General features: G+C 61.4%; 23 protein-coding genes, 1 pseudogene and 1 riboswitch. Of the genes and pseudogenes, 10 read left to right on the top strand and 14 right to left on the bottom strand.

The genetic code is table 11. The features are described 5' to 3' along the window. Nucleotides 1-241: 241 nt before the first annotated feature. Nucleotides 242-2023: a diguanylate cyclase gene (locus BLT85_RS00205; RefSeq protein ID WP_172829793.1), complete on the top strand. Its 1782-nt coding sequence runs from the start codon at nt 242-244 to the stop codon at nt 2021-2023. Between the two features lie 9 nt (nt 2024-2032). Here BLT85_RS00205 and BLT85_RS00200 read toward each other — a convergent pair whose 3' ends face one another. The 7 genes from BLT85_RS00200 to tkt form a co-directional block, all read right to left on the bottom strand. After that, complete coding sequence (locus BLT85_RS00200) at nt 2033-3133, bottom strand: PQQ-dependent sugar dehydrogenase (protein ID WP_197673856.1); 1101 nt, start codon at nt 3131-3133, stop codon at nt 2033-2035. 24 nt (nt 3134-3157) lie between these two features. Further along, entirely contained in the window at nt 3158-3631 is a 474-nt protein-coding gene (locus BLT85_RS16740; RefSeq protein ID WP_197673855.1) for a hypothetical protein, read from the bottom strand. A 40-nt stretch (nt 3632-3671) separates the two neighbouring features. Further along, complete coding sequence (locus BLT85_RS00195) at nt 3672-3947, bottom strand: hypothetical protein (protein WP_172829792.1); 276 nt, start codon at nt 3945-3947, stop codon at nt 3672-3674. A gap of 49 nt (nt 3948-3996) precedes the next feature. After that, nucleotides 3997-5061 (bottom strand): class II fructose-bisphosphate aldolase, encoded by a 1065-nt coding sequence (gene fba / locus BLT85_RS00190; protein ID WP_093390996.1) that lies wholly within the window; start codon nt 5059-5061, stop codon nt 3997-3999. A 90-nt stretch (nt 5062-5151) separates the two neighbouring features. Continuing rightward, complete coding sequence (locus BLT85_RS00185) at nt 5152-6330, bottom strand: phosphoglycerate kinase (RefSeq protein ID WP_093390993.1); 1179 nt, start codon at nt 6328-6330, stop codon at nt 5152-5154. A gap of 118 nt (nt 6331-6448) precedes the next feature. Beyond that, nucleotides 6449-7492 carry an erythrose-4-phosphate dehydrogenase gene (gene epd / locus BLT85_RS00180; protein WP_093390990.1) on the bottom strand — a complete coding sequence of 348 codons (1044 nt, stop codon included), beginning with the start codon at nt 7490-7492 and terminating at the stop codon, nt 6449-6451. 87 nt (nt 7493-7579) lie between these two features. Further along, complete coding sequence (tkt, locus tag BLT85_RS00175) at nt 7580-9577, bottom strand: transketolase (protein ID WP_093390986.1); 1998 nt, start codon at nt 9575-9577, stop codon at nt 7580-7582. Nucleotides 9578-9788: 211 nt separating this feature from the next. Here tkt and BLT85_RS00170 point away from each other — a divergent pair, with 211 nt between their 5' ends. After that, nucleotides 9789-10775: an ArsR/SmtB family transcription factor gene (locus BLT85_RS00170; protein WP_093390984.1), complete on the top strand. Its 987-nt coding sequence runs from the start codon at nt 9789-9791 to the stop codon at nt 10773-10775. A gap of 15 nt (nt 10776-10790) precedes the next feature. Further along, nucleotides 10791-11975, top strand: a complete 1185-nt coding sequence (metK, locus tag BLT85_RS00165; protein ID WP_093390981.1) for a methionine adenosyltransferase — start codon at nt 10791-10793, stop codon at nt 11973-11975. A 15-nt stretch (nt 11976-11990) separates the two neighbouring features. On the opposite strand, the gene BLT85_RS00160 is transcribed toward metK, so the two are convergent. After that, nucleotides 11991-12452, bottom strand: a complete 462-nt coding sequence (locus BLT85_RS00160) for a c-type cytochrome (RefSeq protein WP_093390976.1) — start codon at nt 12450-12452, stop codon at nt 11991-11993. Between the two features lie 89 nt (nt 12453-12541). Then, nucleotides 12542-12660, top strand: a riboswitch (S-adenosyl-L-homocysteine riboswitch). 21 nt (nt 12661-12681) lie between these two features. Here BLT85_RS00160 and ahcY point away from each other — a divergent pair. The 6 genes and pseudogenes from ahcY to BLT85_RS00130 all read left to right on the top strand — a co-directional run bounded on the left by ahcY (nt 12682) and on the right by BLT85_RS00130 (nt 19094). Then, nucleotides 12682-14088, top strand: a complete 1407-nt coding sequence (ahcY, locus tag BLT85_RS00155; RefSeq protein WP_093390974.1) for an adenosylhomocysteinase — start codon at nt 12682-12684, stop codon at nt 14086-14088. 93 nt (nt 14089-14181) lie between these two features. After that, complete coding sequence (gene metF, locus BLT85_RS00150) at nt 14182-15030, top strand: methylenetetrahydrofolate reductase [NAD(P)H] (RefSeq protein ID WP_093390970.1); 849 nt, start codon at nt 14182-14184, stop codon at nt 15028-15030. Between the two features lie 24 nt (nt 15031-15054). Continuing rightward, on the top strand, nt 15055-15822 hold the full coding sequence (locus tag BLT85_RS00145; protein ID WP_093390966.1) for a substrate-binding periplasmic protein: 768 nt from the start codon (nt 15055-15057) through the stop codon (nt 15820-15822). A 121-nt stretch (nt 15823-15943) separates the two neighbouring features. Further along, nucleotides 15944-17174: pseudogene (locus BLT85_RS00140) on the top strand (DEAD/DEAH box helicase); the annotation flags it as partial. A gap of 414 nt (nt 17175-17588) precedes the next feature. Next, nucleotides 17589-18209 carry a DUF3617 domain-containing protein gene (locus BLT85_RS00135; protein ID WP_093390959.1) on the top strand — a complete coding sequence of 207 codons (621 nt, stop codon included), beginning with the start codon at nt 17589-17591 and terminating at the stop codon, nt 18207-18209. Nucleotides 18210-18302: 93 nt separating this feature from the next. Beyond that, nucleotides 18303-19094, top strand: a complete 792-nt coding sequence (locus tag BLT85_RS00130) for a universal stress protein (protein ID WP_093390955.1) — start codon at nt 18303-18305, stop codon at nt 19092-19094. 20 nt (nt 19095-19114) lie between these two features. Here the strand turns inward: BLT85_RS00130 and BLT85_RS00125 are convergent, their stop codons facing one another. Then, complete coding sequence (locus tag BLT85_RS00125) at nt 19115-20311, bottom strand: CaiB/BaiF CoA transferase family protein (RefSeq protein WP_093390952.1); 1197 nt, start codon at nt 20309-20311, stop codon at nt 19115-19117. A 459-nt stretch (nt 20312-20770) separates the two neighbouring features. After that, nucleotides 20771-21955, bottom strand: a complete 1185-nt coding sequence (locus BLT85_RS00120) for an acyl-CoA dehydrogenase (RefSeq protein ID WP_093390949.1) — start codon at nt 21953-21955, stop codon at nt 20771-20773. 251 nt (nt 21956-22206) lie between these two features. Between BLT85_RS00120 and BLT85_RS00115 the strand changes: the two genes are divergently transcribed. Continuing rightward, entirely contained in the window at nt 22207-23112 is a 906-nt protein-coding gene (locus BLT85_RS00115) for a LysR family transcriptional regulator (protein WP_093390946.1), read from the top strand. 6 nt (nt 23113-23118) lie between these two features. Here BLT85_RS00115 and BLT85_RS00110 read toward each other — a convergent pair whose 3' ends face one another. The 4 genes from BLT85_RS00110 to trpD form a co-directional block, all read right to left on the bottom strand. Next, nucleotides 23119-23694, bottom strand: a complete 576-nt coding sequence (locus BLT85_RS00110; protein ID WP_093390941.1) for a YceI family protein — start codon at nt 23692-23694, stop codon at nt 23119-23121. Nucleotide 23695: 1 nt separating this feature from the next. Continuing rightward, the gene (locus tag BLT85_RS00105; RefSeq protein WP_093390940.1) at nt 23696-24265 is read right to left on the bottom strand and encodes a cytochrome b; all 570 of its coding nucleotides are present in this window, start codon (nt 24263-24265) and stop codon (nt 23696-23698) included. 114 nt (nt 24266-24379) lie between these two features. After that, the gene (trpC, locus tag BLT85_RS00100) at nt 24380-25174 is read right to left on the bottom strand and encodes an indole-3-glycerol phosphate synthase TrpC (RefSeq protein WP_093390939.1); all 795 of its coding nucleotides are present in this window, start codon (nt 25172-25174) and stop codon (nt 24380-24382) included. Beyond that, a complete protein-coding gene (trpD, locus tag BLT85_RS00095; RefSeq protein WP_093390935.1) occupies nt 25171-26217 on the bottom strand; it encodes an anthranilate phosphoribosyltransferase in 1047 nt (348 codons plus the stop codon). The genes trpC and trpD overlap by 4 nt, the downstream gene beginning before the upstream one ends. Nucleotides 26218-26228 lie beyond the last annotated feature (11 nt).

The following is a 26228-nucleotide window of genomic DNA, read 5'->3' as shown; positions in this document are numbered from 1 at the left end:
GAGCGCCATCATTTCAATATCATTTGACGCGCTTTTCCCGGCGCGCCTATAGTTTGACACCGCTGCAAGGCATAGCGGAAACAGCCAATGTTCTTAGGGAAGAGACATGGACCAGGCGCTACGGATAGCGGGCATCCATCGGGCGGATGTTCCCCGCGAGAGTTGCAACGCCCGCTCGGCATGTTTGATAGCGGCGCGGCAGCGCGCATTGTCGATGTTGCTTTGGCTGGCCTTGGTCTGCATGAGCAGCGTTTGGTCCGCTGCGTCGCCGGCCGAGCCGAAGGTCCTCGAGCTTGATGAACAGCAGCAGATCGACCTCCATCGGTATCTTGCGTATGCCACCTCGCCGCGCGAGACTCGCTTCGAAGATCTCGAACAGAACTCGGCGGTATGGCGTCCAGCCTCCAGCCACAACGATCTGAACTTCGGCTATTCCCAGGATGCGGTTTGGCTCAAGCTGCGCCTGCGCTCCCGTGCTGACCAGCCGACGAGCTGGAGACTGCACTTCAGCTACTCCTCCCTGGACCGGCTTGAACTGTACGATGGCGTAGAGCCTCCGCCGTTGGCCGGCGACACGGTCAGGCTATCGCAGCGCCAGGCCAAAACGCGGGATCCGGTGTTCCACCTGACGCTGGCACCGGGAGAGGAGCGAACGCTGCATATCCGTGCCATCTCCGACGGCAGTCTGACGCTTAGTGCGCGAATGTGGGCTGCGGCCGACTACGCCGGCTTCAACGAAGCGTCGACCGCCCTGATCACACTGTATCTGGGCATGTTGCTGGCTCTGGCCGCCTATAACCTGCTACTGCTGACAGTCTTGCGCGAGCGTGCTTACCTGCTTTACGTCTGCTTCGTCATCAGCTTCGGCCTCGGCGCGCTGGCCTTTACCGGGATGGGCGCGCGCTACGTGTGGCCCGAAGCGGGCCCCTGGGGCAACCGACTGCTGCCGTTCGCGCTGTGCCTGTCTGCCACTATCGGCACGCTGTTTGTCAGACAGTTCCTGAACACCGCAGCCTGGCTACCGCGCTGGGATCGCGTTACGCATGTTGTGGCCTGGAGCTGCATGTTGCTGACGCTGGCGAGCCTGGTGTTTCCGGTGCGCTGGGTTATTCCCGCGATGTCACTGGTCGGGCTGACCGGCGCGCTGGTGATGATGGGGTGCCTGATCCAGGCGGCGCGGCTGGCGATCCCCGGCGCGCGCATTTTCCTGCTCGCGTGGTGCGTGCTGATCGGCGGCGTGATGCTTCTGGCCCTGCGCAATTTCAGCCTGCTGCCCTCCAACCTGTTCACTACCTACGCGATGTATCTCGGCTCGGCGCTGGAATTGTTGTTGCTGTCATTTGCGCTAGCAGCAAGGCTCAATACGCTCAAGGAGCAGACCCAGCTGGCACAGCAGCGCGCTCTGGATGTGCAGAGCGAGCTGGTCGAGACCTTGCGCCAGCATGAACTCGAACTCGAGCAGCGCGTCCGCGAACGCACCACCGAACTCGCCGAAGCCAACGCTCGCCTGGAGTCCATGGCGATGCACGATCCGCTCACCGGACTGGCCAACCGCAACTCACTGGAACGTCATCTGGATCTGGCTCTGCGGCGCACGCAGCGACGCCACGAATACCTTGCGGCGATGCTCGTCGATCTGGACGGCTTCAAGCAGATCAATGATCAGCTGGGACACGAAACCGGTGACAGGGTGCTGCGCTGCATAGCCGGCCGGCTCAAGGCGCTGGCACGCGACGCGGATTTCATTGCGCGATTGGGGGGAGACGAGTTCGTCCTGATTGCCGAGGGGATTACCGGGCGCGAGCAGGCGCACTACATAGCCGAACGCTTCCTCGATGGCTTGAGCATGCCGATCGAACTGGAGGGCACCAGCATCTCCGTGGGTGCCAGCATCGGCGTCGCGCTGACGCGTTCGGCCGAGCCGGATATGGCACTGCTGTTACGCCAGGCCGACATGGCCATGTACACCCGCAAGCGTAGCGGGCGACATGGCGTGAGTTTTTTTAGCGAAGCCGTGGTTTGAGTTGCAGGCTTACTCGCGGTAGACGCGAATCACCTGGCCTTCTTCGGCATCGGTGAGGAGGAAGATGGCGCCGTCCGGGCCGGTGCGCACGTCGCGAAAACGCTCGCCCAGCTCTTTGAACAACGATTCCTGCTCAACCTCTTCACGGCCGTCCAGGCGCACTCGCCGAACCTCCCGCGCAGCCAGCGCGGAAACCAGGAAATCGCCATCCCACTCGGGGAACATGCCGCCGCGGTACAGGGTCATCCCGGACGGCGCGATCGATGGCTTCCACATCACGATCGGATCCTCCATCCCTTCCATCTGTTCATGAGGGCTGATGACGGCGCCGCTGTAGTCCACGCCGTGAGTCACCTTCGGCCAACCGTAATTCTTGCCGGGCTCGATGATGTTGATCTCATCCCCACCACGCGGTCCGTGTTCATGGGCAACGATGCGCTGATTGGCCTGATCGTAGACGATGCCCTGAACATTGCGATTACCGATGCTGAAGATCTCGGGTTGAGCTCCCGGCTCATCGACGAAGGGATTGTCCTGCGGCGCACTACCATCACGCTTCAACCGGACGATCGAGCCAAGATGGTTCTCTTTGTTCTGCGCCTGTTCGCGATAGGTGAAGCCGTCTCCCAGCCCCAACACCAGCGTGTTGTCGGGAAGAAATGCGATACGCCCACCGTAGTGTGCTCCACCTTCCTTTGCCGGCTTGACTCTGAATATCTCGGTCACCTCAGTGAGCCGGTTGTCCTGCAAGCGGGCACTGATCAGGCAGGTATGATTGGCGCTCTCCGTACCGCAGGCGTAGCTGATGAACAGCCGACCGGTTTCGTCGTACTGTGGATCCAGCGCCACCTCGAACAGGCCGGCCTGGCTCTGGTTGAATATGTCGGGCAGACCGTCCACGGGTTCCTCACGCAGATTGCCGGCCTCGTCGATGACGCGTAGCCGACCGGCACGCTCGGTGACCAGCATGCGACCATCAGGCAGAAACGCCAGCGACCAGGGATGATCCAGACCCTCGGCAACGACCTCGGTCTGGTATCCGGCCGCGTGGATACCCAGACTCAGACCGAGCCCGACAGCGACCAGCAACGCGTTGCGCTTTGCAGACATGGCAACATCTCTCTTGATCAACGGTTAACCCAGCACGCGCAGACCGCGGCGCGTTTTCGGACGTGTAATCAGGCCGAACAGGGCGCTGCCGATTCCGACCGCAGCCATGATCGCCAGCGTACCCGGCCAATCGCGGGTGGCCGCAATGAACACCGGCGGTGGCGCGTACCAGTCAACGGCCTGGAAAGCGACCCAGATTCCCACCGCGCCAGCGAGGAAATACACCAACACGCGCATGGGCTTGAGTATACGGCTGGCGAGCTCCGCTACCGGCAGTGCACAGAGGAAACTCGCACCCACCAGAATAGTCATCAGCGGAGTGAAGCTCAGCAGATCCCGCCCGGTGGTCCTCAGGCGTTCATCGAAGGAAATGGGGGTATCAATTGCCTGCAGGTCGGCAAGATTGATCTGAGTCTGAACGATGGTGCCCAGCACAACCGCGATCAGTACGGCGAGCAAAAACACCAGAATGATTCGAACGACGGACAGCACTGACATAGGTTCTTCCTGTGATAGTCGGATGCCGCGCGCGGGCTGGTCAGGCCTGCGCCCCCGGCAGTTCCGGCAGGCGCCGCAACGCCTGCTCGTAACCGGCGAGATCGAACGGCTCGTCCTTTTCCAACATGAGGCTGATGCTGTGAGCAAGTACCTGAGCCATCAGGTCGAGGCTGTCTTCGCGACTGTAGCCAACCAGCGTCAACATGTTCAACGTCGCCTGGGCGGCTTCCGGCTGGTTAGCTTTCAGCTGATTTTCTACAGCCTCGACCAGCTTCTGGTGAGCGAAGGCATCATCGGCTTCGTCGGACTCGTGCATCAACAAACGCTCCTAGCATGGCGGGAGCTGCCGCCCCCGCCTCTTCCTATCAGTTGACCTTCGGATTCAGCTCGCCATTGCTGTAGCGCGTGGACATGGCTTCCAGGCTGATTGGCTTGATCTTCGAAGCGTTGCCGGCGGTGCCGAAGGCTTCGTAGCGGGCGATACAAATGTCGCGCATGGCGTCGACGGTCTTGGCCAGGTACTTGCGCGGATCGAACTCGCTGGGGTTCTTGGCCATGAACTGACGGATCGCACCGGTCGAAGCCAGACGCAGGTCGGTATCAATGTTCACCTTGCGCACGCCGTGCTTGATCCCCTCGACGATTTCTTCCACCGGCACGCCGTAGGTCTCGTTGATCTGGCCGCCGTACTCGTTGATGATCGCCAGCCACTCCTGCGGCACCGACGAAGAACCGTGCATGACCAGATGCGTATCGGGGATGCGCTTGTGGATTTCCTTGATGCGCTGAATCGACAGCGTGTCGCCTGTCGGTGGCTTGGTGAACTTGTAGGCGCCGTGGCTGGTACCGATAGCGATCGCCAACGCGTCGACACCGGTCTGCTTGACGAAGTCAGCCGCTTCTTCCGGGTCGGTCAGCAGCTGGGTGTGGTCGAGCACGCCTTCTGCACCGATACCGTCTTCTTCGCCGGCCATGCCAGTTTCGAGGCTACCCAGGCAGCCGAGTTCGCCTTCGACCGAAATACCGCAAGCGTGCGCGATCTCGACAGTGCGACGGGTGACGTCGACGTTGTATTCGTAGCTGGTCGGCGTCTTGCCGTCTTCACCCAGCGAGCCGTCCATCATCACCGAGGAGAAGCCCAGCTGGATTGAGCGCTGGCACACTGCAGGACTGGTACCGTGATCCTGGTGCATGACAACCGGGACGTGTGGCCACTCTTCCACTGCTGCCAGAATCAGGTGGCGCAGGAACGGAGCGCCGGCATATTTACGCGCACCGGCAGAAGCCTGGACGATCACCGGAGAGTCGGTCTTGTCAGCGGCTTCCATGATGGCGCGCATCTGTTCCAGGTTGTTGACGTTGAAGGCCGGCACGCCGTAGCTGTACTCGGCGGCGTGGTCCAGCAACTGGCGCAAGCTGATAAGTGCCATTTAATGTTCTCCCGAACGTAGTGCAAAAAGAGTAAAGCCTGCCGCGTCGGCAGCAGGCGTACAACAGGACGGCTCGGCGCCGCCTGGCTGTTACAGGTCGACGCTGCCCTTGGCTGCACGCTCCTCCAGCACCTCGACCGCCGGCAGCACCTTGCCTTCGACGAACTCGAGGAAGGCACCGCCACCAGTGGAAATATAGGAGATGCGGTCAGCAACGCCATATTTGTCGATTGCTGCCAGGGTGTCGCCACCACCGGCGATGGAAAAGGCCGGGCTTTCGGCGATTGCCAGAGCAAGGGCCTTGGTGCCGCCGCCGAACTGGTCGAATTCGAACACGCCCACCGGGCCATTCCACAGAATGGTGCCGGAAGATTTGAGCAGTTCGGCAAACTGAGCTGCAGTCTTCGGACCGATATCCAGAATCATGTCGTCTTCGGCGACGTCGTTGACCGATTTGACGATCGCCTCGGCATCCTCGGCAAACGCCTTGGCTACCACCACGTCGACTGGCAGCGGCACGCTTACCTTCGCGGCGATGGTCTTGGCGGTGTCGATCAGATCCGCTTCATGCAGCGACTTGCCCACCGGGTACCCGGCAGCCGCGAGGAAAGTATTGGCGATCCCGCCACCGACGATCAGCTGATCGCATTTGTCGGCCAGCGCGGTAAGGACATCCAGCTTGGTCGAGACCTTGGAACCGGCAACGATGGCAGCCATAGGGCGCGCGGGCTTGTCCAACGCCTTTTCCAGCGCGTCGAGTTCGGCAGCAAGCAGCGGACCGGCGCAGGCGACCTTGGCAAACCGGGCCACACCATGGGTCGAACCCTGGGCGCGGTGAGCGGTGCCAAAGGCATCCATGACGAAGATGTCACACAACGCCGCATACTCCTGGGCGAGCTCGTCGTCGTTCTTCTTTTCGCCCTTGTTGAAGCGAACGTTCTCCAGCAGCACGACCTGGCCTGGCTCGACCTGAACACCGGCGAGGTATTCGCGCACCAGCGGCACATCCATGCCCAGCGCATCGCTCAGATAGGCTGCGACCGGAGCAAGACTGTTTTCTTCACTGAACACGCCCTCTTCGGGGCGGCCAAGATGCGAGCAGACGATGACCGCCGCTCCCTTCTCCAGAGCCAGGCGGATTGTCGGCAGCGCTGCCTGGATACGCGCATCGCTCTTGACCTTGCCGTCCTTGACCGGAACGTTCAGGTCTTCCCGGATCAACACACGCTGTCCCTTGAGGTCCAGCTCGCTCATGCTCAGTACGCTCATATTGGCTCCTTGTTGATAAATCGGTGTGTCTCATCCCTGAATTGGGCGTGACGACGGGCACGTTGATATCGTTTGGCTTTTAATCGGGGACCGATCTATCCGGACCCCGGAAGCAGCCTCAAGTTCCCTCTGTCAGGCCCAGCCAATAGCCCGCGACGTCCAGCATACGGTTGGCGAATCCCCACTCGTTATCGAACCAGACCAGCAGGTTGACCAGCCGCGGACCCGACACCAGCGTCTGGCTGCCATCGACGATCGCCGAGTGCGGATCATGGTTGAAATCGCAGCTGGCATGGGGCAGCTCGCTGTATGCAACAAGCCCGGCAAGCGGCCCGGCGGCGGCTTCGGCCAGCAGCCGGTTGACTTCGTTAGCGTCGGTATCTCGCGAAACCAGCAGGGTGATATCGAGTGCTGATACGTTCACCGTGGGGACCCGTACCGCCTTGGCCTGTATGCGGCCGCTCAGCTCCGGCAAAAGCCGCTCGATGCCGCGGGCAAGGCCGGTGGACACCGGGATGATCGACTGGAAAGCCGAACGCGTACGACGCAGATCGCTATCGTGGTAGGCGTCGATCACCGGCTGATCATTCATCGCCGAATGGATAGTAGTGATTGAGACGAATTCCAGCCCCAACGCCTGGTTGAGCAATTTCAACAGCGGAACGCTGCAATTGGTCGTGCAAGAGGCGTTCGATACCAGCCGCGCGTCAGTCGAGAGCTGGGTATGGTTGACGCCATATACCAGCGTTGCGTCAATTGCCGATTCGCTGGCCATGGGCTGGGAAAACAACACGCGAGGCGCGCCGGCATCGATGAACCGCTGCCCTTGCTCGCGGGTGGTGTAACGCCCCGAGCATTCAAGCACCAGATCTGCATCCAGACCGCGCCAGTCGATCGCCTCCGGCTCGGATTGGCGGAGCACTCTGATCTGTCTGGAATCGATGTGCAGATGTCCGTCTTCCAGCCGGACCTGCCCGGGGAAGCGGCCGTGCGTGGAGTCGAACCGGGTGAGGTACTCGATACTGGCGGGGTCGGCAACGTCATTGAGTGCGACGATCTCGATCCCCTGGTCCCCGCGCTCATGCCAGGCGCGCAGGATGCAGCGGCCGATACGGCCGTAGCCGTTCAAGATGATGCGGAAGGACGCACGAGATGTGGGCATGAGCTACCGTCGTTGGCGCCAGCCGGGCGGGGTCCGGACGCATGAGGTCTATGCCCTGCATCCGAACCCCGCCTGGCGGCGGCGGGTTTAGTCTTCGAGTAGTTCGTCGGCGACCGCGAGAATATTGTCGACGGTGAAGCCGAATTCCTCGAACAGTACGCCGGCGGGAGCCGATTCACCAAAGGTGTTCACGCCGATCACTCGACCATCCAGGCCCACGTACTTGTACCAGTAGTCCGGATGAGCAGCTTCGATAGCGATGCGCGCCCCGACTTCCAACGGAAGCACTTGCTGCCGATAGGCCGCGTCCTGCTGCTCGAACACGCTGGTACAGGGCATGGAAACCACCCGAACGCGACGCCCCTGCTCGGCCAGCTTCGCCTGGGCCTGCATGGCCAGGCCGACTTCGGAACCGGTGGCAATCAGGATCAGCTCCGGCTCGCCTTCGCAGTTCTTGAGGATGTAGCCACCGCGCGCGATGGACGTTTCGGTCTCGTTGTCACGGATGTGGTACGGCAGATTCTGGCGCGAGAAGATCAGCGCGCTCGGGCCGTCCTTACGCTCGACCGCATACTTCCAGGCCACGGCCGACTCGACGGTATCGGCCGGACGCCAAGTGTCCAGGTTCGGTGTGGTGCGCAGGCTGGTCAGTTGTTCGACCGGCTGGTGCGTCGGGCCGTCTTCACCCAGACCGATCGAATCGTGAGTAAACACATACAACACGCGCTGCTTCATCAAAGCCGACATGCGTACGGCGTTGCGAGCGTATTCCATGAACATCAGGAAGGTCGCGCCGTACGGGATCAGACCGCCGTGCAACGCCAGTCCGTTCATGATCGCGCTCATGCCGAATTCGCGAACACCGTAGTAGATGTAGTTGCCGGACGCATCTTCCTGCACCACCGGCTTGCAGCCCTTCCACAAGGTCAGGTTGGAGCCGGCCAGGTCAGCCGAGCCACCGAGCAGTTCCGGCAACAGCGGGCCGAAGGCATTCAGGCAATTCTGGCTGGCTTTGCGGCTGGCGATGCTTTCGCCCTTTGTAGCCACGTCACGAATGAAAGCGGAAGCCTTTTCGGAGAAGTCCAGCGGCAGCTCGCCGGCCATACGGCGCAGAAACTCGGTCGCCAGCTCAGGATACTCGGCCTTGTACGCCTCGAAGCGCTGATTCCACTCGGCCTCGGCGCGTGCGCCGGCATCCTTGGCATCCCACTCGGCATAAATATCGGCGGGAATTTCAAATGGACCGTGCTTCCAGCCCAGCGCTTCGCGAGTCGCTGCCACTTCGGCATCGCCCAGCGCAGCACCATGAGATTCTTCCTTGCCCTGCTTGTTCGGCGAGCCGAAGCCGATGATGGTCTTGCAGCAGATCAGCGTCGGCTGGGTGCTCTTGCGAGCGGTTTCCAGCGCCATCCGGATTTCGTCGGCATCGTGGCCATTGACATTGCGGATCACCTGCCAGCCGTAGGACTCGAAGCGCTTGGGCGTGTCATCAGTGAACCAGCCATGCACTTCCCCGTCGATGGAGATGCCGTTGTCATCGTAGAAGCCGATCAGCTTGCTCAGGCCCAGGGTGCCGGCCAGTGAGCAGACTTCATGGGAAATGCCTTCCATCAGACAGCCGTCGCCCATGAACACATAGGTATGGTGATCGACCACGTTGTGTCCGGGACGGTTGAACTGCGCGGCCATGATCTTTTCTGCCAGCGCGAAGCCCACCGCGTTGGCCAGGCCCTGACCCAGCGGACCGGTAGTGGTCTCGACGCCCGGGGCATAGCCGAACTCGGGATGGCCCGGCGTCTTGCTGTGCAGCTGACGGAAATCCTTGATGTCGTCGATCGACAGGTCATAACCGGTCAGGTGCAGCAGCGAGTAAATCAGCATGGAGCCGTGACCGTTGGACAGGATGAAGCGATCGCGGTCAGCCCAGTTCGGATTGGCCGGGTTGTGCTTGAGGTAATCGCGCCACAGGACCTCGGCGATGTCCGCCATGCCCATCGGCGCGCCGGGATGGCCGCTATTGGCTTTCTGCACCGCATCCATGCTGAGGGCACGGATGGCGTTGGCTCGGTCACGACGGCTGGGCATGAGGTACTCCTGAGACTGGCAAGGCATGGGGCTGCCGGCGGAAGAAATCCGGCCAGCCATAGATAAGAGGGCAGCATTTTCGCGCAAACCGCGTCGGCGGGCAATCGAAACGCGGGGCCGACATCAACTCGCCATCGCAAGGAATCAGCTATATCAAAACTTTTTGATATAGCGCTTGCGAGAAGCCAGGTCGCTCACTACACTCGGCTGCATGACACAGCTTGCAGCTACGCGCGACGACGCCACTCCGATCGATCACCTGGCAGCCTTTTTCAAGGCGGCAGGCGACTCGCTGCGACTGGACGTATTGCGGGTGCTGCGCAATGACTCGTTCGGCGTGCTCGAACTCGCGCAGATTTTTCAGATGCGCCAGTCCGGCATGAGCCATCACCTCAAGGTGCTGGCCAACGCAGGACTGGTGAGTACCCGGCGCGAAGGCAATTCGATTTTCTACCGGCGCAGCCTGCCGGTCGGTGACAGCCTGATGCAACCGCTGCACCGGCAGATGCTGGAAACGCTCGATGCCATGCCGCTGGATCTCGATTTGCGAGCGGAAATCGAGCGCATCCATGCGCAGCGCGCCGATCTGTCCCGGCAGTTTTTTGCCCGCTTCGCTGCCGGCACACCGGCGCAACAGGATCTGATCGCCCACTTCGGGCTGTATCGTGAGCCCTTGCTCGGTCTGATCGATGAGCTGGAGCTGCCCGCGCGCGAACTGGTGATTGAGGTCGGTCCCGGTGAAGGCGGGTTCCTGCCGGATCTGGCGACACGCTTCGAGCGTGTAGTGGCGCTGGATAACTCCGAGGCGATGCTCGAACGGGCGCAAGAGCACTGCGCACAGGCGGGACTGGACAACGTCGAATGCCTGCTGGCGGATGCCCTGGCACCGCTGCAGTTGCCGCCAGCCGACAGCGTGATCTGCAACATGGTCTTGCATCACATGCCTGCGCCAGCTGAAGCAATCAAACGCTTCGCAGCCCTGTTGAAACCGGGCGGCAGCCTGGTGCTGACCGAGCTGTGCAGCCACGATCAGGTCTGGGTGCGTGACAGCTGCGGCGATCTGTGGCTGGGTTTCGACCAGGACGATCTGGCGCATTGGGCGGCAGACGCCGGACTGCTGGCCGGTGGCAGCGTATATATCGGATTGCGCAACGGATTCCAGATCCAGTTGCAGCAGTTCGCCAAACCCGAACATTGAAGAAGGGATGAAACCATGAGCGATTATTCGATCTTCACCTCCGAATCGGTCTCCGAAGGCCATCCGGACAAGCTGGCCGACCAGATTTCCGATGCCGTACTCGACGCCATCCTCGCCGAGGACAAGTTCGCGCGAGTCGCCTGCGAAACCATGGTGAAGACCGGGGTCGCGATCGTCGGTGGCGAAATCACCACCAGCGCCTGGGTCGACCTGGAAGACCTGGTGCGTAGCGTCATTAAGGACATCGGCTACACCTCGTCCGAGGTCGGGTACGACGCCGATACCTGCGGCGTGATCAACATCATCGGCAAGCAGTCGCCGGATATCGCCCAGGGTGTCGATCGGCAGAAGCCGGAAGACCAGGGCGCGGGCGACCAGGGCCTGATGTTCGGCTACGCCAGCAACGAGACCGACGTGTTGATGCCTGCGCCGATTACCTTCGCTCACCGGCTGGTCGAGCGCCAGGCCGAAGTGCGCAAGAATGGCTTGCTTGGCTGGCTGCGCCCGGATGCCAAGTCACAGGTCACCTGCCGCTACGAAAACGGCCAGGTGGTCGGCATCGACGCGATCGTGCTGTCGACTCAGCACAATCCCGAAGTCGAGCAGAAAGACCTGCGCGAAGCGGTCATGGAGCTGATCGTCCAGCACGTGATTCCTGAAGAATTGCTGCACGCCGACACCCAGTACCACATCAATCCAACCGGCAAGTTCGTCATCGGCGGCCCGGTGGGCGACTGCGGCCTGACCGGTCGCAAGATCATCGTCGACACCTACGGCGGCATGGCTCGCCACGGTGGCGGTGCGTTCTCCGGCAAGGATCCGTCCAAGGTCGACCGCAGCGCGGCCTATGCCGGCCGCTACGTGGCGAAGAACATCGTCGCCGCCGGCCTGGCTGACAAATGTGAGATTCAGGTTTCATACGCCATTGGTGTTGCGCAGCCGACCTCGGTATCAATCAACACCTTCGGTACCGGCAAAATTGCCGATGACAAGATCATCAAGCTGGTGCGCGAGCATTTCGACCTGCGCCCGTATGCCATCACTCGCATGCTCGATCTATTGCACCCGATGTATCGCGCGACCGCAGCCTACGGTCACTTCGGCCGCAATCCCTTCGAGATGACGGTCAAGGGCGAAACCTTCACCGCCTTCCCGTGGGAGAAGACCGACAAGGTCGAGGCGCTGCGCGCCGAGCTGTAAGCGGGAATAACCGGTTTACTGGCGATAGCCTTCGTGACATGCCTTGCAGGCCTGTTGCACGGCCTGCAGCGGCTCGCGGACTTCGTCCGGCGAGTCGATGCCGTCGCGGGCTACCTCCGCCAGCCGTGACGTAGCGGTGCGGAACTGCTCGACTCGCTCTGAAAAGCCGTCAGCATCGGACCAGACCGATTCACGCGCGGCTGTAGGTTGATCCGAGTCGCTCGGGTCGGGGAAATAGTGCCAGGGCGCGTCGGCCTTCTCGTCCAGCGCCAGGGCATGTATCGCAAACACCTCCGGGTCGAAGTCGATACGACCATTGAGCATGCCGGCCATTGGTTCGCTGTGAGACAGAAGCTGCTTGAACGCAGCCTGGCGCATGCCTTCCGGCGAATCCGGATCGGCTTCCCGGCTGCAGCCGGACACAGCGAGAACCAGCATCGCCGGAAGAAAGATTGAGCGGAGTGGGACGTGAGGCATCGTTTCATTCCATAGAGAAACCGGGCGCAATGATAACGCGCCTGATGAGACAGACCAGCGGACGCACCGAGCGTTCGCCGTAAACGACCCCGACCGAGGGGCGCTGCAGCGAAGATTGAGAACGGCCTCGCCCCTGGGACGGACCCAGCAACTCTCTCTTCGTCAGGCTCGGCCGGACTGAATCATGAAACAACCGCGCCCATTCGCTGACTACGAATGGAGAACACGCATGAGTGCTGTGATGAACGATAAAGACTTCAACGACTACAAGGTCGCCGACATTTCCCTGGCCGACTGGGGCCGCCGCGAGATCATCATCGCTGAATCGGAAATGCCGGCCCTGATGGCTCTGCGCAGCAAGTACGCCGGCGAACAACCGCTCCAGGGCGCGAAGATTCTTGGCTGCATCCACATGACCATCCAGACCGCCGTGCTGATCGAAACGCTGACTGCCTTGGGTGCGGAAGTACGCTGGTCCTCGTGCAACATCTTCTCGACTCAGGATCAGGCCGCTGCCGCCATCGCCGCAGCGGGCATTCCGGTATTCGCCTGGAAGGGCGAGACCGAGGAAGAGTACGAATGGTGCCTGGAGCAGACCATCCTCAAGGACGGCCAGCCATGGGACGCCAACATGATTCTGGATGACGGCGGCGACCTGACCCAAATGCTGCACGACAAATATCCGCAGGTACTCGAGCGCGTACACGGCGTGACAGAAGAAACCACCACCGGCGTGCATCGCCTGCAGGACATGCTCAAGAAGGGCACCCTGAAGATTCCGGCGATCAACGTCAACGACTCGGTCACCAAGAGCAAGAACGACAACAAGTACGGCTGCCGCCATAGCCTCAATGACGCCATCAAGCGCGCCACCGATCACCTGCTGTCGGGCAAGCAGGCCCTGGTCATCGGCTACGGCGACGTGGGCAAGGGCTCGGCTGCCTCGCTGCGCCAGGAAGGCATGATCGTCAAGGTCAGCGAAGTCGACCCGATCTGCGCCATGCAGGCCTGCATGGACGGTTACGAAGTCGTCTCCCCATACAAGGACGGCATCAACGACGGCACCGATGGCTGCGTCGACGCCGCCCTGCTGGGCAAAATCGACCTGCTGGTGACCACTACCGGCAATGCCAACGTGTGTGACGCTGGCATGCTCAAGGCGCTGAAGAAGCGCGCACTGGTGTGCAACATCGGCCACTTCGACAACGAGATCGACACCGCCTTCATGCGCAAGAACTGGGGCTGGGAAGAGGTCAAGCCGCAGGTACACAAGATCCACCGCACCGGCAAAACACTCGACACCGCCAATGACGACTATCTGATCCTGCTCGCCGAAGGTCGCCTGGTGAACCTGGGCAACGCCACCGGCCACCCGAGCCGCATCATGGATGGCTCGTTTGCCAACCAGGTACTGGCGCAGATGCACCTGTTCAACGGTAAATTTGCTGACCTGCCGGTTGCCGAGAAGACCAAGAACGTCACGGTCATGGTGTTGCCGAAGAAGCTCGACGAGGAAGTTGCCGCCGAGATGGTCAAGGGCTTTGGCGGGGTGATTACCCGTCTCACCCAGACGCAGGCCGACTACATCGGTGTGGAAGTCGAAGGTCCATTCAAGCCGGAAACCTACCGGTACTAAAACCAGCTCCGGCTGCCAGCGACCAGTCCCGAGCGGCGTGACGCACGCCACTCAGGACCGGCTCGGCAGACTGAAGCGAGCACGAGATACATCATGAGTACAACAAACCCACAAGCGGTGAGCTTCGAGTTCTTTCCAACCAAGACCGACGCGGGCCATGAAAAGCTGATGGCCGTGGCCGACGTATTGGCACAGGAAAGCCCGGAATTTTTCTCCGTTACCTACGGTGCCGGCGGTTCCACCCGCGACCGCACGCGCAATACCGTGCTGCAACTCGATCAGGAAGTGAAGGTGCCGACCGCCCCGCACCTATCCTGCGTCGGTGATTCCAAGGAAGACCTGCGCAGTCTGCTCAACGAGTATCGTGAGGCAGGCATCAAACGCATCGTCGCGCTGCGTGGCGATCTGCCTTCCGGCATGGGCCAGGCCTCCGGCGAGCTACGTTACGCCAACGAACTGGTCGAGTTCATTCGTCAGGAAACCGGCGATCATTTCATCATCGAGGTTGCCGCTTACCCCGAAGCCCATCCCCAGGCGCGGCACTTCGAGGCCGATCTGGAGCACTTCGTGCGCAAGGCTAGGTCTGGCGCCGACAGCGCAATCACCCAGTACTTTTTCAATGCCGACTGCTACTTCTACTTCGTCGAGCGCGTGCGCAAGGCCGGCGTTGAGATTCCGATCATTCCGGGCATCATGCCGATCACCAATTACAGCAAGCTGGCGCGCTTCTCCGATGCCTGCGGCGCGGAAATCCCCCGCTGGATTCGCAAGCAGCTGGAAGCCTACGGTGACGACAGCGCCAGCATCGCGGCCTTCGGCACCGATGTGATCACAGACATGTGTCAGCAGTTAATCAAAGGTGGCGCACCGGCCCTGCACTTTTATACTCTGAATCAGGCCGAACCCAGCCTGGCGGTGTGGCGCAATCTGCGCACCAGCTAGGCATTATCGCCTGACGGAGTGCTGATGAAGCTGACTGGATGCCTGCTGACAATCTGCCTGATCTACAGCGCGAGTTCGCTGGCCGACGCCTTGCGAGTCGTCAGCGAGCCATGGCCGCCTTATGTCTTCGAAGACAGGAGCGGCCCTGCAGGGGTGGATCTTGAAGTAGCCGGGCACGTCCTGCGCGCGCTGGGGCATGAAGTCACCTGGGACCTTCTCCCCTGGAAGCGCGCGCTGCGCACTGTAGAGTTCGGTGATGCTCAAGCCATCCTCGATATCGTGCCGACTGCGCAGCGTATCGAAGCGCTGTATTTCCCGGACGAGCATCTATCGACAAACGACACCGTTCTGTTCTATCACCGCGACCGCCCCCATCCATTCGACAGCCTGGCCGACCTGAGCGGGCTGACGATCGGCGTCGCACCCGGCTACACCTATAGCAGCGCCGAATTTACCGAGGCGACCCACTTCATACGTGAACCAGCGCCGAGTTTCGAAGCCAACCTGTTGAAGCTGATACGCGGCAGACTCGACATGGTCGCGATGGATCGTCGCGTAGGGCTGTATCTTGCTCAGCAGCTGGGCATAGCCGACCAGCTGGCACATCACTCCACGGCGCTCAGCAGCGGCAAACTGTATCTCGCGTTTCACCGTTCCGATTCACTGGAGAAACTCGCCCAATCGTTCGGCCCCGCGCTGCGCGCCTTCAAGCAAACCGCAGAGTACGCAGCGATCCTGCAACGCTACGGCGAAGCGGTCGATGCCGGAGCACAGGGCACCGTCCTGCCCTGACCGCCGGCCCCGACGAATCCGCGCGCAGGCGACCTTTCTGTTATACTCCGCGCTCTTCATCACAGGCCAACCGGGCTCAGACTTCTTCTGACCGGGCATTGGCCATCACAGGGTTATCTGAATGTCCTTTGCTTCTCTCGGCCTGTCCGACGCGCTGGTGCGCGCCGTGGCAGCCACTGGCTATACCACTCCTACCCCCGTTCAGGCACAGGCCGTACCGGCCGTCCTGGAAGGACGCGACCTGATGGTCGCCGCGCAGACAGGCACCGGCAAGACCGCCGGCTTCTCGTTGCCGATTCTGGAAAAACTGTTTCCCAATGGCGAAGCGGATGCGTCCTATCGCCGCACGCCCAAGCAAGTCCGCGTACTGGTGCTCACACCCACGCGCGAACTCGCGGCGCAGGTACACGCCAGCATCCTGGCTTACGGCAAGGAACTGCCGTTGAAAAGCGCCTGCGTCTTCGGTGGCGTTGGCCCGAATCCGCAGATCCGCGCCATTGCACCGGGTCTCGATATTCTCGTCGCCTGCCCCGGCCGACTGCTCGACCTAGTCGGTCAACGCGCCGTCGATCTCTCCAAAGTCGAGACGCTTGTTCTCGACGAAGCTGACCGCATGCTCGACATGGGCTTCATTCACGATGTGAAGAAAGTCATCGCCAAGCTGCCGACCAAGCGTCAAAGCCTGCTGTTCTCGGCTACGTTCTCCAAGGACATTACCGAGCTGGCCAACCGTCTGCTGAACAACCCGGCACGGATCGAAGTCACCCCGCCGAACACCACCGTCGAGCGTATCGCGCAGAAAGTCTATCGCGTCCCGGCCGGTCACAAGCGTGCATTGGTCGCCCACCTGATCACTCAGGGCGCGTGGGAACAGGTCCTGGTCTTCACCCGGACCAAGCACGGGGCGAATCGCCTCGCCGAGTATCTCGACAAGAACGGCTTGTCTGCCGCGGCGATCCACGGAAACAAGAGCCAGAATGCGCGCACCAAGGCCTTGGCCGATTTCAAGGCGAATGAATTGCGCGTGCTGGTAGCGACTGATATCGCCGCCCGCGGCCTGGATATCGATCAGCTGCCACACGTGGTCAACTTCGAACTGCCCAACGTGTCGGAAGACTACGTACACCGTATCGGCCGGACCGGTCGCGCGGGTCGCAGCGGCGAAGCGGTGTCGCTGGTCAGCCCCGACGAGGAAAAGCTGCTCAAGGCCATTGAGCGCATGACTCGCCAGCGGATTGACGAAGGCACGCTGGATGGCTTCGAGCCGCCGGCTCAGGCCGATCTCAACAGCGATCGCCCTGAACGCCCGCGCGGCGCGCAGGCCAACGGTCGGGGTCAGCGCAACAACAATCCCCGCGCTAACGCCAAACCCGCTGGCAGTGGCCAGAGCAACGGTCGCAACAGCCAGCCGCGCCCGGCCCGCAATAGCGGCGAGCAGCGCGCAGCCCGTCCGGCCAACGAACCATTCGACCGCGTTGCAGAAGAGCGCCGCCTGCAGGCCAACGGCAACAAGGCTGCCGCACCGGCTACCGCGCCCCGCCCCAATGGTCGATCGAACAGCCGTCCGCAGCGGGAAAAGCCCGCTCTGTTCAGTCCTCGTTGATCGACTCGAAGCCCGGCTCCTGCCGGGCTTTTTATGTTCGCAGTTCTGGGGTTCCGCTCGGCACCTTTGACTCCCGCAAAGGTCTGAAAGGCATTCGGCCGGCTTCCTTTACGGGGTTTCGCTCCCCTTCCTGCGGCCTCCCCTTGTCAACGGAGAAGTCGTCATGCCTCGCTACCTGTTAACCATCGCTTCGACTGCGGTCGCTGCGATCGCCTGTGCCAGCGCATCGGCCGAATCGATCCGCCCACAGCCAGAGCCCGGACTCTGGCGCAGCGAAGCACGGACGCTGATCAACGGGCAGGATCTGGTTGCGCAAATGCGTGCCGCGCAACAGCAGGCCCTACAGAGTCTGCCTGCAGAACAACGTGCACAGATGCAGACGATGCTGGACAACCAGGGCGATCCCGGAGTGCAGACCGAATGCATAACGGCCGACCAGGCGGCCAAGATGACCGACCCTCAGGCGATACTTGCCGAAGCCCGGCAGCAGATGCAGAACTGCAAGATCGAAATAGATCAGGCCAGTGAATCCAGGCTGTCTTTCACCGGTCGCTGCGACGGCAACGAGGGATTCACTGGCGATATGCAGGGCGAGCTGGTGATGGTCAGCGAACGCGAGATGCGCTCCCGATTCACGGGCAACGGGGTATACGAGATGGACATACCCGACATGCCGCCCGGCCAACCCGGGATGGATGGTGGACCGGTTGAAATCCAGCACAGCGAAACCACGCGGTGGATCGCGGCGGAATGCGCCGGGGCGCCGCCGGTCTCGAGCCGTTGACACGACCCAGGCGCATGGCTGGTTGAATTTCGCCGGAGCCCGGCAGTCACTGTAGGTATACCTTGTGCCAGACACGACAGAAGGAGCCTATACATGCTCAAGCATTGCATTCTCAGCGTTGACTACTCGGACGAGTGGGACAAGATCTACGACCATCTACCCAACCTCATTCAGCTGTTGAAAATCGAGCGGATGACCCTGGTGTACGCCGTCGAGCCGCAGAAGCGCCACCATCTGGAAGACAATGACACCGCCATCGACAGCCGTCTGCGGCGTCTGGGAGACGAACTCTCCGGCAAACTGGGCATCACCGCCGATCATGAAGTCCGGCATGGCTTCCCGGCGGCGGAGCTATCCGCAGCAGCCAGCAAGCATGAGGCAAACGCGATCATCGCGCTCAACCGCAGCCATTCCGCTGGTCGCGCGGCCTTGTTCGGCAACTCGGTCATGCATCTGGCACGCGTATCGCGCGTGCCGGTTCTGGTCATTCCCTACGATGGCAAGCCGGGCGAACGGAACGCTCCGCTGGTTCTGGCTACGGACGGCTCGGATGCCGCGCGCAACGCCCAGCGCCTGTTCGAGGGGCTCGCGCATGCGGCCTCGGGTAGCAAGGTGGTATGGGTAAAAGACGACGATGCCGGCCAGCATGACGAAGAACGTATGGAGCCGCTCCTTGACGATTTCCAGCGTCGCTTCAAGAATCTGGAATCCAAACGAATCATTGGCGACCCGGCCGAAAAGCTCACAGCCTACGCCGACCAGGAGAGTGCCGCTCTGGTGATCATCGGCAAGCGCGGCAACACGCCCATCCCCGACCTGCTGGTAGGAAGCACTGCCGAAGCCGTGGCGCGAAGCAGCCATCGGCCGGTACTGTTGGTGCCCTGATCGTTCGCGCTTGTTGCGGCCTACCTTGCCAGGTGGGCCGGGTGCAGCCAATCCAGCGATACGTCCTGGTCGTGTTGCCCCAGCAGCGGCGGGGCCAGCCGATAGCTGATCGGCGTGCGCGATAACCGGATCGGGTTCGCTACGAGCGGAACCTGTCCAGCAAGCGGATGCGCCATGTCGATCTTCAGCTGGCGATGACGAATCTGCGGATCATCGAACACCTCGCTCAAGTCATTGATAGGTCCGCAGGGCACCCCTGCCTGTTCCAGCGCGGCGATCCATTGCGCCGTAGTGCGGAATACAGTCACCTGGCGAATCAGCGGAACGAGCTCCGCACGATTCGCCACGCGCGCCGCGTTGGTAGCGAAGCGCGAATCATCAGCCCATTCTGAACGCTCGGCGACCTGGCAGAACTTGCGGAACTGGGCGTCGTTTCCCACGGTGAGTATGAAGTCACCATCGGAGGCGGGAAAATCCTGATAAGGCACGATGTTGGGATGGGCGTTGCCCAGCCGACCCGGTGCCTGGCCGGTCGTCAGGTAGTTCATCGCCTGGTTAGCCAGGCAAGCCACCTGAACATCGAGCAAGGCCAGGTCGATGTGTTGGCCCTGCCCGCTACGCTCCCGCTCGGCCAATGCCGCCAGGATCGCATTACTCGCATACAACCCGGTTAGGATATCGGTGACCGCGACGCCGACCTTGACCGGTCCCGCGCCCGCCTCGTCATCAGCTCTGCCAGTAATACTCATCAACCCGCCAAGCGCCTGGATCATGAAGTCATAACCGGCGCGCTGGGCGTACGGACCGTCCTGGCCGAACCCGGTGATGGAACAGTAGACCAAGCGAGGATTGAGCTCACGCAGCGATGCGTAGTCGAGCCCGTACGCCGCCAGCCCACCCACCTTGAAGTTCTCGATCAGCACATCAGCCGTGGTTGCCAGCCGTCGCAAGCGCTCCTGGCCTCCAGGGTGGGTGATATCGATTGCAACCGAGCGCTTGTTGCGGTTGGCTGAGAGAAAATACGCCGCCTCGGAGGTATCCCTGCCCTCTTGGTCCTGGAGATAAGGCGGACCCCAGGACCGGGTGTCATCACCGGCGCCCGGACGCTCTACCTTGACCACATCAGCGCCAAGATCGCCAAGCAACTGGCCGGCCCAGGGGCCGGCGAGGACGCGAGACATGTCGAGAACTTTGAGGCCTTCTAGTGCGGTAGTCATCTCAGCTCCCAGAAAAATTGACTCGAGTTTCGGTCTTGCCTCCAGCACCACCGCAACGGAAGCGGTGTCGGCCCAGCTCGGTGGCGGACCGTCGGCGCCCGACGGGCGCCGCCGAGCTTACAGGGATGTACTTGCAGCGTGTCCAGCATCGGGGCAGCCCGGTGCCGCCGGCACACGCCACGACCCAAACCCACTCTGCTATGGGTCTTGGGATCAGAGCGATCTGCACCGGTCAGGACAGACACGCCGTAAACCCATCCGTGGGGGCTCGACGGCGCCCGCCCGACCGCCATGGATGGCGGAAGTGTCGAAAATGCAGGAGCATTTTTCGACCAGGGCGCCAACGGCCTGACCTCACCGCTTCAGACCCCTCATTTGGCAGCGCAAGTGCTCACCGGCTTAAAAGCAAAACGGGCTGGTGGTTGCCCAGCCAGCCCGCCACCTTGATCCAGGCGAATCTTAGAAAAACGCCTGCAGGCCCGTCTGCGCACGGCCCAGAATCAGCGCGTGCACATCATGGGTACCTTCGTAGGTGTTGACAACTTCGAGGTTAACCACGTGACGGATGACGCCGTACTCGTCGGAGATCCCGTTACCACCGAGCATGTCACGGGCGACGCGGGCAATATCCAGCGCCTTGCCGCAGGAGTTGCGCTTCATGATGGAGGTGATTTCCACCGCTGCTGTGCCCTCGTCCTTCATGCGACCCAGGCGCAGGCAGCCCTGCAGTGCCATGGTGATCTCGGTCTGCATGTCGGCGAGTTTCTTCTGTACCAGCTGGGTTTGCGCCAGCGGGCGGCCGAACTGCATGCGATCCATGGTGTACTGACGCGCTGTGTGCCAGCAGAATTCTGCGGCACCCAGGGCGCCCCAGGAAATGCCGTAACGGGCAGAGTTCAGGCAGGTGAAGGGGCCCTTCAGACCGGTCACGCCCGGCATCAGATTTTCTTCCGGGACGAATACGTCTTCCATTACGATTTCACCAGTGATCGAGGTGCGCAGACCGACCTTGCCTTTGATCGCCGGAGCGCTCAGACCTTCCCAGCCCTTCTCGAGAATGAAGCCACGGATCACGTCGTCTTCGGTCTTGGCCCAGACCACGAACACGTCAGCGATTGGGCTGTTGGTGATCCACATCTTCGCGCCCTTCAGGCGATAGCCGCCGTCGACCTTGCGTGCACGCGTCACCATCGAACCCGGATCCGAGCCGTGGTTAGGCTCGGTCAGACCGAAACAGCCGATGAACTCGCCGCTGGCGAGCTTGGGCAGATACTTCTGCTTCTGCTCTTCGGAGCCGAATTCGTTGATCGGCACCATAACCAGCGAAGACTGCACGCTCATCATCGAACGGTAGCCTGAGTCGACGCGCTCGACTTCACGGGCGATCAGACCGTAGCACACGTAGTTCAGGCCGCTTCCGCCATATTGCTCTGGAATGGTCGCGCCCAGCAGGCCCAGCTCACCCATTTCGCGGAAGATCTCGGCATCGGTCTGCTCGTTGCGGAACGAGTTGAGCACCCGAGGCATGAGCTTTTCCTGGCAGTAGCTGGCGGCGGAGTCGCGCACCATGCGCTCTTCTTCAGTCAGTTGCTGATCGAGCAACAGCGGGTCTGTCCAGTTGAAACTTGCTTTGGATGCGGCCATGGGAACTCCATTGTGTTTATCGGGATGCCGGAGCGGCGTCTTGAGTGGCATTAAGACTAGTCGTGAGAAGCGCCTGCGACAACCGCGTTTTTTTGAAGCTATTGTGCTAATTTGGAACTCCGTGCCGGCACCCGCAAGCTTCAGGCCGCACGCTTCACGCTGAACCGAAGCAGAGACGAACCCGCAGCATGCACGTGTAGCTTGCAGCTTGTAGCTACCCGCTTGCCGCTGCTCCGCAGGAGCCCGCCCCAATGCGCCGAAAAATACCTCCGACCCAGGCCCTGATCTGCTTTGAGTCTTCAGCACGCCATGAGAGTTTCACCAAGGCTGCAGAAGAGCTGTCGCTGACGCAGAGCGCGGTATGCCGGCAGATTGCCAATCTCGAAGAGTTTCTCGACATTCAGCTATTCAGACGCACACGCCGGGGCGTGAAGCTGACCGAGGCCGGCCAGACCTACAGTAGGCGAATCGCCAGTCGTCTCGACGCGGTCGAGCGCGACACGCTCTCGGTGATGGGCAATCAAGGTACTGCCACGCTGGAGCTGGCTTTGGTACCGACGTTTGGCACGCAGTGGCTGCTGCCGCGACTGGGCAGCTTTCTCAAGACCAATCCGCAAATAACCATCAACCTCACCAACCGGACGCGGCCCTTCCTGTTTGCCGATACCGAATTCGACGCCGCGATCTACTTTGGCGACGGCGACTGGTCAGGCACCGAGGCGCACTTTCTGATGAAGGAGTCGCCGGTACCAGTGTGCAGTGCCGACTTGATTGCGCCGCGTACGGAGCTTTCTGCGGAAGAGATTGCCAGACTGCCGCTGCTGCAACAGACCACTCGACCCTACGCCTGGCGGCAATGGTTTGGATCGCTGGACATGCGCGTCGAACATGACCTGAACGGGACACGCCTGGAGCTGTTCTCGATGCTCTCGCAGGCGGCCATGCATGGGATGGGCGTGGCGCTGATACCGCCTTTTCTAATTCGCAACGAGCTGGCTGACGGGCGATTGATCAACCCATGTGCGCACAGCTTCGACAGCGACAATGCGTACTATCTGGTCATACCCGAGCGCAAGGCCGAATCGGCTGCGCTGTTGGCATTCCGGGACTGGTTGATCGCCGAAGCCGAGGTCTACCTCGACTCCGACAACCGGTAACGCCTGTTACTGTCGAACGCCTTCAACCGAGAGAATCAGCTCGACTTCTTCCGAAGCGGGGCCGAGGTTCTTGGTGATGTCGAAATCCTTGAGCTTGAGCGTAGTGCTACCCTCGAAGCCGGCACGGTAGCCGCCCCATGGGTCCTTGCCTTCACCGAGAAATTTCGCATCCAGCACCACCGGCTTGGTGACGCCATTGAGCGTCAGATCACCGGTGATCTTTGCGGTGTTTTCGCCGGTCATTTCCACATCGGTGGACTTGAACGTCGCCTCGGGGTGCTCTTCGACACTGAGAAAATCATCGCTACGCAGATGCTTGTCGCGCTCGGCATGATTCGAGTCGACGCTCGCGGTCTGAATGGTTACCTGGACATCGCTCTCCGCCGGCTTGTCAGCATCCCAGCTGAAGGTGCCGTCGAAATCGTTGAAGCGACCATACAGCCAGCTGTACCCGAGATGGCTGATCTTGAAGTTGATGAAGGCATGTTGACCTTCCTTGTCGATCACGTAGTCAGCAGCCTGTAGCGAGCCCGACAAAGCCAGCAGACTACCCAGTGCGATACCTGCAAACGTTTTCTTCATTTCAATTCTCCTTGCGGTTGCGAAGCCGCATGCCAAGCATGCGGCGCAGTGTGTCATCTCGATCGATAAAGTGATGCTTGAGCGCGCCCAGCGCGTGAACTGACGCCATAATGAGCACGCCGATAGCCAGCCAGTAATGAACCGCGCCAGCCCGGTCAGCCTGTTCCGGCAAGTCGGTGATCAACGCCGGCACTTCGAACCAGCCGAAAACGCTGACTGGCTGGCCTTTGGCTGTGGAAATCAGATAGCCGCTCGCCACGATGGTAAAAAGCAAAACATAGAGCAGCGCGTGAACCGCACCGGCCAGGCGCGTTTCCCAGCGTTTATGATTCGGGAGGTGGGCAGGCTGCCGATTCCCAAGGCGCCAGAGCAGGCGCAGCAGGAGGATCGCTGCCAACGTGACGCCGATGCTTTTGTGCCAGAACGGGGCGCTGCGGTAATAACTGCTGTAATAACCCAGATCGACCATCCAGAGGCCGAGGACGGCCAGCCCGATAACGGTCAGCGCAACCACCCAGTGAAGAAACACGGCCACCAGCCCGTATCGCTGGAAACTGTTGCGTACCTGCATCGAACCGCTCCGGTAAGTTGATCGCACAGATTCTTGCATCGAGCCAGCAACCGGAAAAGCGCAAAATCCGGTTACCAACGATCAACTTTTCAGATAGGTATCAGAGTCGCCAGGTCAGAAGAACAGTCTGCGCAATTCCGTGCCGGGCTCGACGGCCCGCATGAAGGCCTCACCAACCAGGAACCCGAACACGTCGTGCGCCAGCATCAGATCGACATCGGCACGATTCAGGATTCCGCTCTCGGTCACCAGTAGACGATCCGCTGGCACCCGAGGCAGCAGCTCCAGGGTGGTATCCAGCGTCACGTCGAACGTATGCAGGTTGCGGTTGTTGATACCGATCAATCGCGTATCGAGGCGCAGCGCGCGATCGAGCTCTTCACCATCATGGACTTCCACCAGCACATCCAGCCCCTGCTGCGCGGCCACACTGGCAAGTTCGACCATCTGACCATCTTCTAGAGCGGACACGATGAGCAGGATGCAGTCGGCGCCCATGGCCCGAGCCTCGACAACCTGATACGGATCGACCAGAAAATCCTTGCGAATGACCGGCAGGCTGCAGGCCGCCCGTGCCTGGCGCAAATAATCGTCGTGCCCCTGAAAGAAATCGACATCCGTCAGGATTGACAGACAGGCCGCGCCACCCTTCTCGTAACTCTCCGCAATATCGGCAGGCACGAAATGCTCGCGCAGCACGCCCTTGCTCGGCGAAGCCTTCTTGATTTCGGCAATGACCGCTGGCTTGCGCGCCGCCTTGCGACTTTGCAGCGCATTGGCAAAACCACGCACCGGCTCCGCCGCGGCGGCCAGGGTTTCGAGCTCGGTCAGACTCATCTGAGCACGGCGCTCGGCCACTTCTTCGTACTTGCGGGCAATGATGTTCTGCAGAATCGTCGGCACGCTCACTGGCTGGCCTCCTCACGAAAGACGTCGGTAAAGGCCACCAGTTCGTTGAGCTTCTCTCGTGCCAGCCCCGAAAACAGTGCATCCGAGGCAAGCTCGACGCCCTGTTTGAGCGTGGTCGCCTGATCGGCGGCGTACAGTGCTGCGCCCGCATTGAGGATGATCATGTCTGCCGCCTTTTCACCGGCCTCGGTTGAGCGCTTGCCCAGGGCATCGCGGATCAGCGCCAGCGAGGCTGCAGGATCGGCCACTTCGAGCCCGATCAGACTGCGGCTTTTCAGGCCGAGGTCCTCCGGGGTGACGCTGTATTCGGTAATCTCGCCGTTCTTCAGCTCGGCGATGTGGCTGCTGGTCGCCAGGCTCATCTCATCGAGCCCGTCCTTGGCATGCACGATCAGCACATGCCTGCTACCCAGGCGCCGGAGCACTTCGGCCATCGGCCGGCAGAGCTTTTCGCTGAACACGCCGATCACCTGGTGTTCGACCCCGGCCGGATTGGTCATCGGACCGAGCATGTTGAACAGCGTACGCATGCCCAGCTCGCGCCGTGGCCCGACCGCGTGTTTCATCGCGCCGTGATGAGCAGGCGCGAACATGAAGCCGACCCCGACCGCCTCGACGCAGCGTCCGACCTGCTCAGGCGTCAGGTTCAGATTGACTCCCGCTGCCTCGAGTAGATCGGCACTGCCGCTCTTGCCGGATACCGCGCGGTTGCCATGTTTGGCGACGCGGCCACCCGCGGCCGCAACCACTAGAGCCGCAGCGGTGGAGACGTTGAAAATGTTCGCGCCGTCGCCACCGGTACCACAGGTGTCGACCAGCCGATTGACGCCGATCTCGACGCGAGCGGCCAGCTCGCGCATGACCATGGCCGCGCCGGTGATCTCATCGATGCTTTCGCTCTTCATGCGCAGCGCGACGAGGAAGCCGCCAATCTGTGCATCGGTGCACTGGCCGGTCATGATCTGGCGCATGACGTCCTGCATTTCCTCGGTGGTCAGGTCGATATGTTCGACCACCCGTGCGAGTGCCGTCCTGATATCCATATGCATGCTCC

It is taken from the genome of Halopseudomonas xinjiangensis (genome assembly GCF_900104945.1).
GTDB classification, from domain to species: Bacteria; Pseudomonadota; Gammaproteobacteria; order Pseudomonadales; family Pseudomonadaceae; genus Halopseudomonas; species Halopseudomonas xinjiangensis.
Note: the sequence above shows the minus strand (reverse complement) of the source record. Positions and strands in the feature narration are given on the sequence as shown.

Bases quoted from the DNA above. Each gene is read 5' to 3' on its own strand.
- BLT85_RS00205 (WP_172829793.1), top strand. From the start codon at position 242: ATGAGCAGCGTTTGGTCCGCTGCGTCGCCGGCCGAGCCGAAGGTCCTC.
- BLT85_RS00200 (WP_197673856.1), bottom strand. From the start codon at position 3,133: ATGTCTGCAAAGCGCAACGCGTTGCTGGTCGCTGTCGGGCTCGGTCTG.
- BLT85_RS16740 (WP_197673855.1), bottom strand. From the start codon at position 3,631: ATGTCAGTGCTGTCCGTCGTTCGAATCATTCTGGTGTTTTTGCTCGCC.
- BLT85_RS00195 (WP_172829792.1), bottom strand. From the start codon at position 3,947: ATGCACGAGTCCGACGAAGCCGATGATGCCTTCGCTCACCAGAAGCTG.
- fba (WP_093390996.1), bottom strand. From the start codon at position 5,061: ATGGCACTTATCAGCTTGCGCCAGTTGCTGGACCACGCCGCCGAGTAC.
- BLT85_RS00185 (WP_093390993.1), bottom strand. From the start codon at position 6,330: ATGAGCGTACTGAGCATGAGCGAGCTGGACCTCAAGGGACAGCGTGTG.
- epd (WP_093390990.1), bottom strand. From the start codon at position 7,492: ATGCCCACATCTCGTGCGTCCTTCCGCATCATCTTGAACGGCTACGGC.
- tkt (WP_093390986.1), bottom strand. From the start codon at position 9,577: ATGCCCAGCCGTCGTGACCGAGCCAACGCCATCCGTGCCCTCAGCATG.
- BLT85_RS00170 (WP_093390984.1), top strand. From the start codon at position 9,789: ATGACACAGCTTGCAGCTACGCGCGACGACGCCACTCCGATCGATCAC.
- metK (WP_093390981.1), top strand. From the start codon at position 10,791: ATGAGCGATTATTCGATCTTCACCTCCGAATCGGTCTCCGAAGGCCAT.
- BLT85_RS00160 (WP_093390976.1), bottom strand. From the start codon at position 12,452: ATGCCTCACGTCCCACTCCGCTCAATCTTTCTTCCGGCGATGCTGGTT.
- ahcY (WP_093390974.1), top strand. From the start codon at position 12,682: ATGAGTGCTGTGATGAACGATAAAGACTTCAACGACTACAAGGTCGCC.
- metF (WP_093390970.1), top strand. From the start codon at position 14,182: ATGAGTACAACAAACCCACAAGCGGTGAGCTTCGAGTTCTTTCCAACC.
- BLT85_RS00145 (WP_093390966.1), top strand. From the start codon at position 15,055: ATGAAGCTGACTGGATGCCTGCTGACAATCTGCCTGATCTACAGCGCG.
- BLT85_RS00135 (WP_093390959.1), top strand. From the start codon at position 17,589: ATGCCTCGCTACCTGTTAACCATCGCTTCGACTGCGGTCGCTGCGATC.
- BLT85_RS00130 (WP_093390955.1), top strand. From the start codon at position 18,303: ATGCTCAAGCATTGCATTCTCAGCGTTGACTACTCGGACGAGTGGGAC.
- BLT85_RS00125 (WP_093390952.1), bottom strand. From the start codon at position 20,311: ATGACTACCGCACTAGAAGGCCTCAAAGTTCTCGACATGTCTCGCGTC.
- BLT85_RS00120 (WP_093390949.1), bottom strand. From the start codon at position 21,955: ATGGCCGCATCCAAAGCAAGTTTCAACTGGACAGACCCGCTGTTGCTC.
- BLT85_RS00115 (WP_093390946.1), top strand. From the start codon at position 22,207: ATGCGCCGAAAAATACCTCCGACCCAGGCCCTGATCTGCTTTGAGTCT.
- BLT85_RS00110 (WP_093390941.1), bottom strand. From the start codon at position 23,694: ATGAAGAAAACGTTTGCAGGTATCGCACTGGGTAGTCTGCTGGCTTTG.
- BLT85_RS00105 (WP_093390940.1), bottom strand. From the start codon at position 24,265: ATGCAGGTACGCAACAGTTTCCAGCGATACGGGCTGGTGGCCGTGTTT.
- trpD (WP_093390935.1), bottom strand. From the start codon at position 26,217: ATGGATATCAGGACGGCACTCGCACGGGTGGTCGAACATATCGACCTG.